Below are 14,815 nucleotides of genomic sequence, written 5' to 3'. Positions count from 1 at the left end.
TTGGAATTTTTTCAGTCCCAGACCAGTGGAAGCCTCGGCTGGGGGGGGGCCTTTGGCAGCACGCCTTCGAGGCGGAGGAGGAATTCCTTCATGTCCAATCCGCCCCCGTAGCCCACGAGGGAACCGTCCGACCCGATGACGCGATGGCAGGGGATCAGGATGGAGATGGGGTTCGCCCCATTGGCCCGGGCCGCGGCGCGGATGCACTTTTCGTCCCCGAGTCGCCGGGCCAGCTCCAGGTACGAGATCGCCTGGCCATAGGGGATCCTCAGGAGTTCCTTCCAGACGCGTCGCTGGAAGTCGGTGCCCTCCACGTGGATGGGGATGTTGAAGTCCCGCAGGTTGCCGGAGAAATACGACTCCAGCTGGCGCTTCAGGAAGGGGAGGCACTTCGGTGCCGGATCCACGGTGGCAGGGGGCGGGGCGCCATGGAACCGGATGAGCTGGACCAGCTTTCCTTCATCATCGAAGACGGCTCCCAGATCCCCGACGGGCGAGACAATGGGATGGAAGACACCAGGCATGGAACCAAGTATGTCGGAATCACGGTTTTTTGGGATGGTGAGCTAGCCCCGACCGCAAATCGGGAGTGATGATCAGCTCCCGGGTTTGCGCCAACCCAGGCCGGATTCGAGGTCCCGGAGTGCCTTGGGCAGGGGCCCCTCGCCCGGCAGGATCACCCGGTGGGCGGGGATCAGGAGCGCGATGGGGTTGCTGGCGCAGGCCATCACAACCACCTCCTCATCGAGCCCCAGCCAAGCGGCGAAATCCGAGGGCTGCCGGGTCTGGCCGTAGGGGATGGTGCGCACGGTGTCCCAGATCCGCTGATGGGAGGGCCGGCCCTGGGGGTCGAGGGGCACCGTGAAGGTGCGGAGGGTGCCGGCCAGGTAGGCCTCCACCTGCCGATCGAGGAACCGCTTGGCCTCCCGCTGCTCCCTGGGCGGAAGCGGGCTGGTCTTGCGGGGGTCGAACCCTTCCAGCACCAGCTCAAGGAGCCGTCCCCGGCCATCGAAGGTGGCCCGCATCGGCCCCATCGGAGTGTTCAACTCGTAGTGCCAGAGGATCATGCCGGAATCATCGCATACTGAGGGTATGGTTGCTTCTCCCTTCCGCCTGTCCATCATCGACTACCTCAATGCCGCCCCCCTGAACCATGGCTTCAAGCACGGACTTGGCTGGGAACACTTCCACTTGAAGTTCCACTACCCCTCCGCCTGCGCCGACCGGCTGCGGGCTGGCGAGGTCGATGCGGGCATCGTGAGCTCCATCGAGTACCTGAGGATCCCGGACCTACGCATCGTGCCCGGGCTCTGCATCGCCTCACCGAAGCGCGTGCGGAGCGTGATGATCCTCTCCAAGGTGCCGCCTGAGCAGATCCGCAGCCTTGCCCTGGACACCACCAGTCGCACCAGCGTGGTCCTGGCCCAGCTGCTCCTGCGGGAGCGCTACGGTGTGACGCCCGTGGCGGTGGATATGGGACCCGACCTGCCCGCCATGCTGGAGGCCAATGACGCGGCCCTGATGATCGGCGATGCCGCCATGCGGGCGCCCAAGCAGGGCCTGTTCGTCCTGGATCTGGCGGAGGAATGGCATGCCTGGACCGGCCTGCCCTTCGTCTTCGCCCTGTGGCTCGTCCGGAAGGACGCCCCCGAGCTGCCCTTACCTGGCGGCGTGGCCCCCTTCTTCCACAAGAGCCTAGAGATCGGCCTGGCCCAGCTGCCGGCCATCGTCGAGGAGGCCCGGCGCACCATCGGCTGGACCAAGATCGAGCTGCACGAGTACCTGACCGAGAACATCAGCTACACCCTGGGTGAGGCCGAGCGGGAGAGTTTGGCCCTATTCTTCGAGAAGGCTGTTCGCCACGGCTTCGCTCCTGGCCTCAAGCCCCTGCAGTTCCTCTGATGCCCCGAACCCTCCACCTGGAAGCTCCCATGACCGACCCTGCGACCCTCTTTCCAGCCCACATCGCCGAGCGCCAGCGGACCACGGCCGATGCCCTGGCCCAGACCGGCTTCGAGGCCCTGGTCATCTCCAGTGGCAAGGCCTACACCCACTTCGCCGATGACCAGGAAGCCCCGTTCCACCCCACGCCCCACTTCGCCCACTGGTGCCAGGTGGCTGGGCCCCACCACGTTCTCGTGATCCGCCCTGGCCACCGACCCAGACTGATCCGCTTCGCCCCCGAGGACTTCTGGTACGAGCAGGCACCCCTGGGGAACCCCTTCTGGGCCTCGGAGTTCGAGATCGAGGAGGCCGGCAACTTAGACGAGGTCTGGAGCCTGCTGGGCACTCTGAGCCACGCCGCCTACATCGGCCCCGAGGTAGACCGGGCCGAGGCGGCATGTTTGGAGCTTAACCCCGCCCCGCTGACGGCCCACCTCGACTGGCACCGCACCACGAAATCGGCCTACGAGGTCCAATGCATCGAGGAAGCCACGGTCATGGCCGCCAGGGGCCACGACGCCGCCCGGGCCGCCTTCCTGGCGGGAGCCAGCGAGCTTGAGATCCACCACGCCTACGTGCAGGCGGTGGGCATCGTGGACCATGAGATGCCCTACGGGAGCATCGTGGCCCTCAACGAGAAGGGCGCCATCCTGCACTACGAGGGCAAGCGCAAGGTGGGGAACGGCGCGGTCCTGCTCATCGATGCCGGCGCCCAGGTGCGCGGCTACGCCGCCGACATCACCCGCACCGTGGCCGCGCCGCATTGCGATAGCCGCTTCTCGGCCCTCGTCGCGGGCATGGAGAAGATCGAGCTACAGCTCTGCGATCTGGTGAAGCCGAAGCTGCCCTACGGCGACCTCCACCACCAAGGTCACCTGCTCATCGCGGGCCTGCTGAAGGAGAGCGGCATCCTCCACGCCACGCCCGAGGAGGCCGTCGAGAAGGGCCTCAGCCGCCCCTTCTTCCCCCACGGCCTGGGCCACCACCTTGGGATCCAGGTGCACGACGTGGCCGGCCGCCAGGGCACGCCGGACGGAACGCCGGCCCCGCCCCCGCCTCAGCACCCCACGCTGCGTACCACCCGCACCATCGACGCGGACCAGGTCTTCACGGTGGAGCCGGGTCTCTACTTCATCCCCATGCTGCTCCGGCCCTTCCGGGAGAACGAGCACAAGGCCAAGTTCGACTGGACCCTCATCGATGAGCTCACACCCTGCGGCGGCATCCGGATCGAGGACAACCTGCTGGTGACCGCCGATGGGCATCGGAACCTCACCCGGCCACATCTGCCGCTCTAAGCTGGCTTAGAGCCATCTGCCCGAGGCTCGAAGAAGCCTCAGTATGCGATCGATATAAGGTCCCCTTCGGAGTGCGACATGACCTTCCGCGCCAGCCTGACCTGCCTGTTCCTTGTGCCATGCCTGCTGGGCCAGGGGACGGAGCGCCTCACCCTCGAGTCCATCGCCCACCCCACCCTCAAGAAGACCTACGTGGGGACGCCCAGCACCCGGCTGGAGTGGCTTGCCGATGGCAGCCTGATGCAAACCCGGCGGGATGGCGATCAGGTGGCCCTCCTCCGCGTGGACCCCACAACCTGGGAATCCAGGCCACTGATCGAAGCGGCTCCGCTCCAGGCCGCCCTGGTGGCCGCGGGAGTCTCCGAGGCGGAGGCCCGGAAGGCCCTGGGGCGGGGGAGCCTCACCTGGAACGAGGGCCGCAGCGCCTTTCTGATCTCCATCGCTGAGACGCTCTTCCATGTGGATGTGAAGGCCACCACCGCCAGGCGGCTCGCAGGCCGCAAGCCCGACGAGCCCACCTTCAGCCCCGACGGCACCCAGGTGGCCTACCTGCGCGGAAACGACCTCTACCGCGTGGACGTGGCCTCGGCCAAGGAGACCCGGCTGACCACCGGGGGCAGCGAGACCGTCTTCAACGGCCGACTGGACTGGGTGTACCAGGAGGAGGTCTATGGCCGTGGCAGCTTCCGGGCCTACTGGTGGTCGCCGGACTCGAAGCGGCTGGCCTTCCTGAGCCTGGACGAGACCAAGGTCCCGGTCTTCACCCTCGTGGATGATCGCACCCAGCCCCAGCAGCTCGTGAAGGCCCGCTATCCCAAGGCCGGCGATCACAACCCCACAGCCCGCCTCGGCGTGGTGGATCTGGAAGGGAGCACCGCCTGGCTGGAGGATCCCTACGCGGGGCAGGAAACCCTCATCGTGCAGGTGGGCTGGGACCCGGCGGGACGACTGTTCGCCACCTACCAGGACCGGGTGCAGTCCTGGCTGGATCTCCGCCGCTACGAAGGCACTGCGTCCACGGTGCTGATCCGGGAGGAGCGCAGGGCCTGGCAGGAGCGCCTCCCCCTACCCCACTTCCTCCCCGATGGCACCTTCCTTTGGGAATCCGAGCGGACTGGCCATCACCACGTCTACCGCTACGACCAGGGCGGGCGTCTGCTCGGCGCGGTCACTGGGGGCGACTGGGACGTCAAGAAGGTCCATGGCGTGGATGCCAAGGGCCGCCAGCTCTACTTCGACGCCACCGAGCGCAGCCCCATCGGCCTCGACGCCTACCGCATCGGCCTGGATGGCAGGGACCTGACCCGGCTGACGGACCAGCCCGGCACGCACCGGGTGCGCTTCAATGCCACCCGGACCGCCTTCCTGGACACCTGGAGCGACATCCACACCCCAGCGCGGCTGTCGCTGCATGATGCCAACGGGAAGCAGGTGCGCCTCATCGACGCCAACCCCAGCGAGAACCTGAAGGCGCTGAAACTGGGTGCGGTCCGCTTCCAGCAGGTGAAGACCCGGGACGGCTTCCCCATGGAGACCCTGCTCGTGCTCCCCGTGGACTTCGATCCGTCCAAGAAATACCCGGTCTTCCAGCACACCTACAGCGGCCCTGCGGCCCCCACCGTGCGCAACGCCTGGAGCCGGGACATGCTCTGGTTCCAGTTCCTGGCCCAGCAGGGCATCGCCACCTGGATCTGCGACAACCGCAGCGCCTCGGCCAAGGGCCTGGCCAGCGCCTATGGCGTCCACCGGAACCTGGGCGTCCAGGAGCTGCAGGACCTGCTGGACGGCCATGCCTGGCTGAAGGCCCAGGGCTGGGCGGACATGGACCGAATCTGCCTGGACGGCTGGAGCTACGGCGGCTTCATGGCCGCCTTCGCCCTCACCCACAGCAAGGGCTGGAAGCTGGGCATCGCCGGCGCCCCCGTAGTGGACTGGAGCCTCTACGACAGCATCTACACCGAGCGCTACATGGGCCTCCCCGCCGATAACAAGGCCGGCTATGAGGCCAGCTCGGTACTGAAGGCCGCCAAGGACCTCTCGGGGCGGTTGCTGATCCTGCACGGCACCCTGGACGACAACGTGCATCCCCAGAACACCGTGATGCTAGTGGATGCATTGCAGAAGGCCGGCAAGGACTTCGACCTGCGCCTCTACCCCGGCGCCGACCATGTGAGCGCCTTCGGCAAGCCCTGGCAGAACTGGGACCTCGTCCGCGCACGCTGGGACTTCATCTCCAGATACCTATAGGCCCTCAGTCCGCCTTGAGCGGGGCCGCCTCGTCCGCCTTCGCGGGCAGCATGCGGTCGTACACCCACAGCAGCGCGGCCGTGAGCACCCCCACCCCGATGATCGTCCAGAGCATTCCCGTCGGCTGGTGCTTCACCTCGCCAAAGTGGTGCATAAGCTTTCCGCCGAACCAGCCGCCGATCAGCGAACCGAGGCCGATCGGAAGGAACGCGAAGCCCATGTAGGTGCCCTGCTGCCCGGGGGGGGCTAGGCGCGAGATGTACTCGTAGTAGCGCGGGGACTGCACGATCTCACCTAGCGCGACGCAGACGAGCGTGATAATCACGCCGGTCACGGTGGGCATGAAGATCAGCACGATCCAGGCCAGGGAGGACATGAGGGTCCCCAGGGTGACGGCCTTTACGGAGGCGATCCTCTGGGTGGCCAGATTGATCAGCACCGTCAGCGCGATCACCGCCAGCGGCCCGGTCATCAGCAGAAGCTCCGTGTCCGCCTTGGGATCGATGTACTTCGCGACGTACAGGGGCAGCGTGATGAACTCCTGCCAGTACACCACCCAGTAACCCGTGAAGATCAACAGGAACAGCATGAACTTCGGGTTCGAGATCACGGTGACGAAGTTCCTCCCGGTTTCCACCAGGGAGGGCGGTGGTGCATCCCCTTCTTTCCGCGGCTCTTTGAACATCAGCAGCACCGCGAAGAACATCACGAACACGCTGAGTGCGGCCACACGGAAAACATTCTCGACGCTCATGTGCCGGTGGACGTAGGACGCAACGAAGGGGCCGGCCGCGCCGCCGATGTTCACCAGCGTGTAGTAGATCGAATACCCAATTGAGCGGACGTTTTCATTCGACGCCCGCGCCGTAGTCCCGACCACGGCCGGCTTCACCAGCGCGATACCCAGGGCCGGCAGCATCAACAGGAAGGCCACCAGGACGCCGAGGGGCACCATGCCACGGATCGGCACCATCCACGAGGATCCAAGCGACCCCAGAAGGAAGTAGGAACAGCTGAGGATCAGGTACGCCAGGGAGAGCGCCCGGCGGAACCCGAGGCGGTCCGTGATCGCGCCCCCGAAGGCCGCCAGGAACCAGACCAGGCCGCCGAACAGACCGGCCAGGCTGCTGGCATCCTGGGTCGGAAAGCCAAGCGACTCGTTCAGGTAGCGCGCCAGGGACGCGAAGGCCGCGTAGTAGGAGAGGCGCTCGAACAGCTCGCTGATGTTCGCCACCCAGAAGGGCCGCTCGAATCCCACGCGGATGTCGCGCACACGCTGAGCCAGGCTCAAGGTACCTCCAGAGGAAGATGCACTTCGATCTTCCCGGGGAACCCGAGCCAGGGTCAACCCATTCCGTTGACGGCGCTTACTTGTCGGTCTTGGCAAACTCCACGACCGCCCGGAGCATGTCGCCGACGGACATGATGCCCACGAGGTCGCCCTGGCCGTCCACCACGCAGAGGCCATACAGCTTGTGGTCCAGGATGGCCTGGGCCGCGGTGGCGAGGTCCTCCTCAGGGGTGATCGTGCGCGGCGCGGGGTTCATCAGGTCCTTCACCGGGGTCTTGGAGAGCAGGTAATGCACTTCCCAGGTATCCAGGGAAGTCGCCTTGCCCGGGGTGTAGTCCTTGATCATCCGCTCCGTGATCAGACCCGTGAACCTGCCCTTGGCCATGACGGGCAGACGCCGAACGCCCTTCTCCTTCATGAGGTGGATGGCTTCGATGATCGAGGCATCCTGCTCGATTGTGACGGGGTTCTTGGTCATCCACTTTTCGACGGACGTCATCGTCTTCTCCTCACATGCCCAGGAAGGCCTTCTTAATATGATCGTTGTTGAGCAGTTCGTCACCTTTCCCGGTGAGCACGACCCGGCCGGTTTCCATGACGTAGGCCCGGTGGGAGATGCGGAGGGACTGGTAGACGTTCTGTTCCACCAGGAGAATGGTAACCCCCTCCTTGTTGATGCCAGTGATGATGTCGAAGATGTTCTTCACCAGCAGTGGGGAAAGACCGAGGGAAGGCTCGTCCAGCAGCAGGATCTTGGGGTTGGCCATGAGGCCCCGGGCGATGGCAAGCATCTGCTGCTCGCCACCTGACATGGTGCCGCCCAGCTGCTTCTCCCGTTCCTTGAGCCTGGGGAACAGGTCGAACACCCAGTCGATGTTCTTCTGGCGGTCGGCCCGGGTGGCCTTGACGTAGGAGCCCATGCGGAGGTTCTCCATCACCGTCATCTCTGGAAAGATGCGCCGACCTTCAGGCACCTGGACCAGCCCGGCCTCGACCACGTGATGCGACTGCATCTTGGCCATGTCCTTGCCGTCGAAGGTGATGGTGCCCGAGGTGGGCTTGACCAGGCGGGAGATGTTCTTCAGCGTGGTGGACTTGCCGGCGCCGTTGGCGCCGACGACGGTGACGATCTCGCCCTGGTTCACTTCCAGGTCCACGTCCCAGAGCACCTTGAGGTCGCCGTAGGCGAAATTGAGCTTTTCGATCTTAAGCATGGGCTTCACCCAGGTAGGCGCTGATCACGTCGGGGTTGCTGACGACTTCCTGCGGAGAGCCCTCCGTGAGCTTCTCGCCCGAGGTCAAGACGACGATCCGGTCGGAGATGCGCATGATGGCCTTCATGTCGTGCTCGATGACCATCTGCGTGAGACCCCGCTTTTTGATGTCGAGGATGAGTTGGATGATCTCCTCGCTTTCGGCCGGATTCAGGCCGCCCATCACTTCGTCCAGCAGCAGCAGCTTGGGCTGGGTGGCCAGGGCCCGAGCCACTTCCAGCTTCTTGCGCTCGCCGATGGGCAACCCCCCCGCGATGAAATCTGCCCGGTGCTCCATGCGGACCACCTTGATCTGCTCCATGGCCAGTTCTCGGGCGACCTTCAAGGACGAGGTGCGCGCCAGGGCACCCACCATGACGTTGTCCACCACGGAGAGCTTGGCCAAGGGCCGCACCTTCTGCCAGGTTCGGACCATGCCCAGCATGCAGACCTTGTCCGGATCCAGCCCATTCATGCGCCGGCCATCGAAGAGGATCTCGCCCTTTGAGGGCGGGTAGTACCCGGTGATGCAGTTGAACAGGGTGGTCTTCCCGGCGCCGTTGGGTCCGATGAGGCCCATGATCATGCCCTCTTCCACTGAGAAGGACACGTCTGAGTTGGCAGCCAGGCCGCCGAAGAACTTGCTGACGTTCTTGATCTCCAGGATGGCCATCAGACTGCCTCCTGCTTCCGGCGCTTGGCCAGTTTCTTTATGAATCCCATGAGCCCGTCCGGCATGAAGAGGATCACGACCACCACGAGGATGCCGTAGAGCAGCACATGGGCGTGGGACAGGTTCTCTTTCAGGAAGATCCCGATTTTCGATTCCGCGTTCACCATGCCGACTTTCACGAGCGCCTCGGTGATCATGTTGCTGCGCAGGGCCTCGGAGAGCGGTACCAGCACCAGCGAGCCGAGCACCGGACCCCACAGGGTTCCCATGCCGCCGATGATGCAGATGAGCATGATCTGGACTGACACATCCAGGCCCAGCACGGTCGGCGGATCCACGAAGCCCACATAGATGCCATAGAAGCTGCCGGCCAGCGAGGTGAGCACCGCCGAGATTACGAGCGCGATGTTCTTGTAGAGTGAGATGGAGATGCCCAGCGAGTGGGCCGCGTCCTGGTCTTCCCGGATGGCCTGGAAGAAGTAGCCCAACTTGGAGTGCTGGACCAGGTAGGTGACGGCGATGGTGAGCGCGACCAGGAAGAGCCCGATGTAGTAGAACGGCACCTTGGTGGCGAAGTCCGTGATGATGGTCCCGCCGATCTTGAACGCCGGCAGTTCCGTGGCCAGGATGCCCTCGGCACCGTTGGTCAGGGTGGTCAGGTTGATGGCGGACAGGCGGAGGATCTCCGCCACGGCGATGGAGGCCAGGACGAAGTAGGGGCCCCGCAAGCGGAAGCAGATGCTGCCGATGATCAGAGCCACCACGACCACCAGGGCAATGCCGGCCCATACCCCGTACCAGGGGGCGATCTGCTTGGTGTGCATGAGCATCATGGTGGTGTAGGCGCCCACGCCGAAGTAGGCCGCGTGGCCGACGGAATGCTGTCCGGCATAGCCGCCGAGGATGTTCCAGCTCTGCCCCATCATCACGCTCATGAACAGCAGGATCATCATGTGGAGGGCGTAGGGGCTGTCCACGAACTTCGGAATGGCCAGGAGGCCGCCGAGGACCGCGAGCAGGAGGGTGGCCTTGAGGATGGTCTTGTTCATCGTGATCTCCTCAGGTCCGCGACTTGCCCATCAGGCCCGAGGGCTTGAAGAGGAGCACCAGCAGGAAGAGCACGAAGACGATCACGTCCTTCCACCCGGACGAGATGTAGACCGCACTCATGGATTCGGTGACGCCGATCAGGATGCCGCCCAGCGTGGCACCTACCACGCTGCCCATGCCGCCCAGCACGGTGATGACGAAGGCCTTCAGGGTGAAGACGCCGCCCACCTGGGGAAAGATGTAGTAGGTCGGCGAGATCAGCGCGCCTGCCGTGCCGGCTAGGGCAGAGCCGAGGCCAAACGCGATGATGGACATCCGCTTCACGTTGATGCCCATGAGCTGGGCGGCGTCCCGGTCCTGGGCCGTGGCGCGGATGGCCTGTCCCGTGTCGGTCTTCAGCAGGAACCAGTAAAGCGCCGCCGTGATGGCCGAGGTGATCAGGAAGGAGATCAGCAGGGGCGTGGACACCGAGACACCGCCGCCCACCTGGATCGTGGAGGAGGAGTAGGTCGTGGTGAGGATCTTGTAGTCGGAAGTAAAGATCAGCATGACGGTGTTGCTCATGATGAGCCCGAGGCCGATGGTGAGCAGGATCTGGTTCTGCGCCAAGGCGTTCAGCACCCGGTTGATGAACACCTTCTGGAGGAAGCCCCCGAACAGGAACATCAAGGGGAAGGTGATCAGCACCGAGACGAAGGGGTCGATGCCCAGCATCGTGAAGATGATGTAGGTGAGGTACATCCCGACCATCAGGATGTCGCCGTGGGCGAAGTTGATGACCCGCATCACGCCGAAGATGAGCGTGAGGCCGATGCCGATGAGCGCGTACACCCCGCCGATCAGGATGCCGCTGATAAGAGATTGCATGAAGACAGCCATGGCCGTGAAAACCTCCTGGAAATCAGTCCAAAGTCCGCCTCAGATGAACTTTGGTGCGGCCCAGGGGATGCGCGCAGCGCGCGCATCCCCGGACAGATCGAACCTCACTTCCACTTGGGGAAGGGATAGACCGCCTTCTTCGTGGCGAACTTGGCAGGCAGAATTGTCTCGTAGTTCCCGGAGAGGATCTGCTGCACCAGCATCTGGTGGTCGTTCTGATTCGTGAAGCCATCGTAGTCCGCGAACTTCACCTCGCCCATGACTCCGTCCCACTTGCCAGCCTTGAGGGCGTCACGGGTCTTGGCCCGGTCGCCCCCGGCGTTCTTGGCGGTCTCCGCCATGATCATCATCGAGGCGTAGGCGCAGGCAGCGTGGTAGGTGGGTTCCTTGCCAAACTTGGCCTTGTAGCGGGTGCCGAAGTCCTTCGCACCTGGCCAGCTCACGTCATCGGTCCACTGGGTGCAGGAGATGACGCTCTCGGAGATGGCCTTTTCCTTGGCGAACTCGGTGGTGGTGAACCCGGCGCCGGCGCCGAGGAAGGCCTGGGGCTGGAGCCCCACTTCCTTGGACTGCCGCATCAGCAAGATGGCGTCGGCCACGTAGGAGACCATGAACACCAGGTCGGGATTCTTCGACTTGATCTGGGCCAGCGTGGACCGGTAGTCCGCCGAGCCCTTGGGGTAGGACACATCCGACACAACCTGGATTCCCTTGGTGGCCACGTAGTCCTTGGCGGTCTTCGAGGTGGAGGTGCCAAAGTCGGTGTTCTCATACACGAAGGCGATGGTCTTCGGCTTGCCCAGCGACAGTGCCGCATCGATGAGGCTGGAGGCGTACTTGTCGGCCGGGGCGTTCATGCGGAAGACGTACTTCAGGCCCTGGCGGGTGATCTCCTCCTTGGCAGCGGCCGGGATGAGTAGCGACACCTTGTACTTCTCGGCCAGCTTGGCCACGGCGTTGGAACAGGCTGAGGTGTAGGGGCCCACCACGCCCACCACGTTGTCGCGGGTGGCCAGTTTTTCCATGGCGCTCATGGAGATCTGGGGCTTGCCGGTGTCGTCTTCCCACACAAGCTGGAGGTTGATGCCTTTCTTCTTGAGGTCTTCCTCCGCCAGCTTGATGCCGTTGGTGATGTTCTCGCCGATGGGCGCCTCGGGGCCGCTCATGGAGTTGATGACGCCGATCTTCTGTGCCAACAGGCACGGGGTGAGCGCCAGAGTGGCGCCCAGGGCCAAGAGGTGCTTGCGCATGGCTGCTCCTGAACAAAGAAGATGTGGATGGGTGGTATTGGGAATTCTACACCCATTCGCCCCAAAAAAACCACGGAACTCATGGGTTGTGACCCAGGAGTTCCGTGGTGTTGCGAATAGAAGAATCGACTAACGTAGACGACTTAGTAGGACCACATCAGGGAGGCGACGAGGCTGTTGCCGCCCTGCTCGCCAGTCTGGCCGGCGCGGGGAGCCAGGAAGTTCTTGCTGCGCATGACGTAGTCGAGCTTGATCTTGCCCGCGGACTGCTTGGTCGGGATGAACACGTAGTTATAGCCCAGGGTGATTTCCGTGTACTTGGGGCTGTAGTCGTTCCCCGTCGCCACGCCCGTCGCCACGTTGGTGGTGTAGGGGTTGGTGGCGGTGTACCAGTTGTCGCCGGAGTTGTAGTTCAGCATGTCATACCGGCCGGTGATCCAGTGGTTGCCCATCTTGTAGGCACCGTCCACCACGTAGCCGGTGAACTTCTGATCGAGGTGCTCGCGGAGGGGGGCGGCGGCGGCCGTGAAGAGGGTGGCATAGCGCCGTCCCAGCAGGCCCGTGGCGTACTCGGCGCTGACCTGGAAGTTGCTGGTGTTGAAGGCGTAGTAAGCACCCATGAGGGTGGTCTTATCCTTGTTGTCCTTGATCTGGGTGGCACCGGGGGCGCCGACGGTCCAGGTGGCCGGAACCGTGGCGTTCACCATGCTGGAGTCCTTCAAGCCCGTCACGCCCTCGCGGTAGTAGGCACCGGCCTTGTGCTTGGACAGGAAGGTGCTCTCGAAGCGGACGGTGAAGTCCTTCTGGGCATTGCCGGAGCCGGCCAGGGTGTTCTCGTTGTTCTTGCCGCCACTGCCGTCATCGGTAGTGCCGTTGGAGATGGCGAAGTTCAGCTTGCCCTGGAAGGCCTTGGCATCGCCGTAGGTGTAGCTGAACCAGAGGCCGCGGTCGCGGGCATCAGCGAAGCGGCGGTTGATCTGGTTGCGCTCGAAGAACAGGATCTCGCGGGCGGCGACGAGGGTGGCCTCGTAGCAGGTGGGCATCTTGAACTGGCCGGCCTTGACATTGAAGCCCGGGGCGAAGGCCCAGGTCAGGACGAAGTCCTGGAGCACGGCATTGGGAACGGCAGTAGTGTTGCTGTTATTGGGGTCGAACATGATGTTCCAGCTGATCGTGTCCGTCACCGTGCCGCTCAGGTAGACCTCCGAGCGCTTGACGGCGAAAGTGTTCTCCTGGAAGCGGGAATCGAGCGCGTAGTATTTCGAGGCACCGGCGCTGGCCGTGGTGTTCATGCGCAGGTTGTTGTCCATCATCTGGGTGGCCCAGAATTCGAGGAGGACGCCATCCAGCTTGATGGTGGGGGTCTGGGCCGAGGCAAACCCGGCGGTGAGCAGCGCGGCGATGCCGGCGATGCGGGAGATCTTCATGGGTAGGCTCCTTAGTGGGAGGGTTGGGGGGCGTGGTGAAAGGCAGACAAAGAGCGGTCTGACCAACGGACCAATCTGCCTAGGGTGGGATCTGTCGAGTTCAAGCTAAACGGGCCTCAGAGTGGCGTCCATTAAAAAACCCTGAAGGTTCCCGTCCTTGTGATAGAACGCACATTAGGGTATCCAGAACCCGGTGAAGGCATGGAAACAAGGGTGTTACGAATCGGTGCCCTGACAATTCACCAGCCCTCCAAACGCCTTGTCTCCAGGGCCACCTGCCCCCTTCGACCTTGGAAAAAAATTTTGCATCCACAAGAATCCGGGTAGGTTGTGGAATTCTCGGTCCTGATCCCAAAGGAAAAAACCAGCTAGTCGCCGAAAGCGATGCCCAGGTCCCGTCCGGTCTGGAGGGTGTCGCAGTCCAGGGGCACGGCCTTCATGCGGCCTGCGACCTCTTCGAGCGGGACGTAGTTCACCCCGGCCAGGGCCAGGGCCACCATGATGCCGTTCTGCCCCTCCTCGAGGGCGCGAACGGCCGCCGTGCCGAAGCGCAGGGCTGCGAGACGGTCAAAGCTCGTGGGACTGCCGCCGCGCAGCAGATGCCCCAGCACCACCACCCGGGCATCCTTGCCGGTGCGTGCCTGCAGTTCCTTGGCCACCCACTCGCCGATTCCGCCCAGGCGCTCGGCGTGGCCGATCTCGGCCTGTTCGAGGACCGAGCGGTGTCCCGCGGCAGGATTGGCCCCCTCGGCCACCACCACCAGGGAGTACATGCGCCCGACCTGATCCCTCGCCCGGATCTTGGCAGCGACTTTGTCCAGGTCGAAGGGGATCTCGGGAATCAGGATGGCGTGGGCGCTGCCGGAAATGCCGGAGTTGAGGGCGATCCAGCCGGCGTAGCGCCCCATCATCTCCACCACGAACACCCGCTGGTGGCTCTCGGCGGTGCTGTGCAGGCGGTCCAGGCACTCCGTGGCGAACCCCACGGCCGTGTCGAAGCCGAACGTGGTGTAGGTCTTGTCCAGGTCGTTGTCGATGGTCTTGGGAACGCCCACCACCCGCAGACCCTTCTGGAAGAGGGCATGGGCGATGGTGAGGGAGCCATCTCCTCCGATGGAGATGAGGGCGTCCAGCTCCTTGCGCGCGAAGCACTCCAGAATTTCGTCAGTACGGTCCACGTCCTTCACCGAGCCGTCCGGCATCTTCATGGGGAAGTGCAGCGGGTTGCCCTTGTTGGTGGTGCCGAGGATGGTGCCGCCCAGGTGGCCGATGCCCCGTACCCGGTCCCGCGTCAGGCGGAACACGCCCCCGTCCGGGAAGCGCTCGGGAAAGAGGATGCCGTTGAAGCCCTCCCGGATGCCGTAGGTCTCCCACCCCCGGTTGGAGGCGGCAATGACCACGGCGCGGATGACTGCATTGAGGCCTGGGGCGTCGCCGCCTCCGGTGGAGATGGCGATGCGTCGGATGGGGTTGGACATGGCCGACCTTCCTGGATGGACTGCA

The 14,815-nt window shown here is 64.2% G+C and carries 14 protein-coding genes; 3 read left to right on the top strand and 11 right to left on the bottom strand.

The genetic code is table 11. From position 1 onward, the window contains the following. Positions 1 to 11: 11 nt before the first annotated feature. Both WAS25_RS05295 and WAS25_RS05290 read right to left on the bottom strand, forming a co-directional pair. A complete protein-coding gene (locus WAS25_RS05295; RefSeq protein WP_422310473.1) occupies positions 12 to 524 on the bottom strand; it encodes a methylated-DNA--[protein]-cysteine S-methyltransferase in 513 nt (170 codons plus the stop codon). Between the two features lie 72 nt (positions 525 to 596). Then, the gene (locus WAS25_RS05290; protein WP_422310472.1) at positions 597 to 1,067 is read right to left on the bottom strand and encodes a methylated-DNA--[protein]-cysteine S-methyltransferase; all 471 of its coding nucleotides are present in this window, start codon (positions 1,065 to 1,067) and stop codon (positions 597 to 599) included. Between the two features lie 25 nt (positions 1,068 to 1,092). Here WAS25_RS05290 and WAS25_RS05285 point away from each other — a divergent pair, with 25 nt between their 5' ends. From WAS25_RS05285 to WAS25_RS05275, 3 genes are all read left to right on the top strand, one after another. Further along, complete coding sequence (locus tag WAS25_RS05285; RefSeq protein ID WP_422310471.1) at positions 1,093 to 1,902, top strand: menaquinone biosynthetic enzyme MqnA/MqnD family protein; 810 nt, start codon at positions 1,093 to 1,095, stop codon at positions 1,900 to 1,902. A 29-nt stretch (positions 1,903 to 1,931) separates the two neighbouring features. Further along, entirely contained in the window at positions 1,932 to 3,242 is a 1,311-nt protein-coding gene (pepQ, locus tag WAS25_RS05280; RefSeq protein ID WP_422310470.1) for a Xaa-Pro dipeptidase, read from the top strand. Between the two features lie 78 nt (positions 3,243 to 3,320). After that, positions 3,321 to 5,489: a DPP IV N-terminal domain-containing protein gene (locus WAS25_RS05275; protein ID WP_422310469.1), complete on the top strand. Its 2,169-nt coding sequence runs from the start codon at positions 3,321 to 3,323 to the stop codon at positions 5,487 to 5,489. 4 nt (positions 5,490 to 5,493) lie between these two features. On the opposite strand, the gene WAS25_RS05270 is transcribed toward WAS25_RS05275, so the two are convergent. The 9 genes from WAS25_RS05270 to WAS25_RS05230 form a co-directional block, all read right to left on the bottom strand. Then, a complete protein-coding gene (locus tag WAS25_RS05270) occupies positions 5,494 to 6,780 on the bottom strand; it encodes an MFS transporter (protein ID WP_422310468.1) in 1,287 nt (428 codons plus the stop codon). A gap of 76 nt (positions 6,781 to 6,856) precedes the next feature. Then, a complete protein-coding gene (locus WAS25_RS05265) occupies positions 6,857 to 7,279 on the bottom strand; it encodes a CBS domain-containing protein (RefSeq protein WP_422310467.1) in 423 nt (140 codons plus the stop codon). 10 nt (positions 7,280 to 7,289) lie between these two features. After that, the gene (locus WAS25_RS05260; protein ID WP_422310466.1) at positions 7,290 to 7,994 is read right to left on the bottom strand and encodes an ABC transporter ATP-binding protein; all 705 of its coding nucleotides are present in this window, start codon (positions 7,992 to 7,994) and stop codon (positions 7,290 to 7,292) included. Further along, positions 7,987 to 8,706: an ABC transporter ATP-binding protein gene (locus WAS25_RS05255; RefSeq protein WP_422310465.1), complete on the bottom strand. Its 720-nt coding sequence runs from the start codon at positions 8,704 to 8,706 to the stop codon at positions 7,987 to 7,989. The genes WAS25_RS05260 and WAS25_RS05255 overlap by 8 nt, the downstream gene beginning before the upstream one ends. Then, the gene (locus WAS25_RS05250) at positions 8,706 to 9,755 is read right to left on the bottom strand and encodes a branched-chain amino acid ABC transporter permease (RefSeq protein WP_422310464.1); all 1,050 of its coding nucleotides are present in this window, start codon (positions 9,753 to 9,755) and stop codon (positions 8,706 to 8,708) included. The genes WAS25_RS05255 and WAS25_RS05250 overlap by 1 nt, the downstream gene beginning before the upstream one ends. A 10-nt stretch (positions 9,756 to 9,765) precedes the next feature. Continuing rightward, positions 9,766 to 10,635, bottom strand: a complete 870-nt coding sequence (locus WAS25_RS05245; protein WP_291199678.1) for a branched-chain amino acid ABC transporter permease — start codon at positions 10,633 to 10,635, stop codon at positions 9,766 to 9,768. Positions 10,636 to 10,739: 104 nt separating this feature from the next. Beyond that, positions 10,740 to 11,885, bottom strand: coding sequence for an ABC transporter substrate-binding protein (locus WAS25_RS05240; protein WP_422310463.1), 1,146 nt, complete (start codon positions 11,883 to 11,885; stop codon positions 10,740 to 10,742). Between the two features lie 143 nt (positions 11,886 to 12,028). Next, on the bottom strand, positions 12,029 to 13,312 hold the full coding sequence (locus tag WAS25_RS05235) for a hypothetical protein (RefSeq protein WP_422310462.1): 1,284 nt from the start codon (positions 13,310 to 13,312) through the stop codon (positions 12,029 to 12,031). A gap of 368 nt (positions 13,313 to 13,680) precedes the next feature. Then, a complete protein-coding gene (locus tag WAS25_RS05230; protein WP_422310461.1) occupies positions 13,681 to 14,790 on the bottom strand; it encodes a 6-phosphofructokinase in 1,110 nt (369 codons plus the stop codon). Positions 14,791 to 14,815 lie beyond the last annotated feature (25 nt).

Source organism: Geothrix sp. (genome assembly GCF_049292215.1).
Classification (GTDB): Bacteria; Acidobacteriota; Holophagae; order Holophagales; family Holophagaceae; genus Geothrix.
This window is presented reverse-complemented; position numbering and strand designations above follow the sequence as displayed.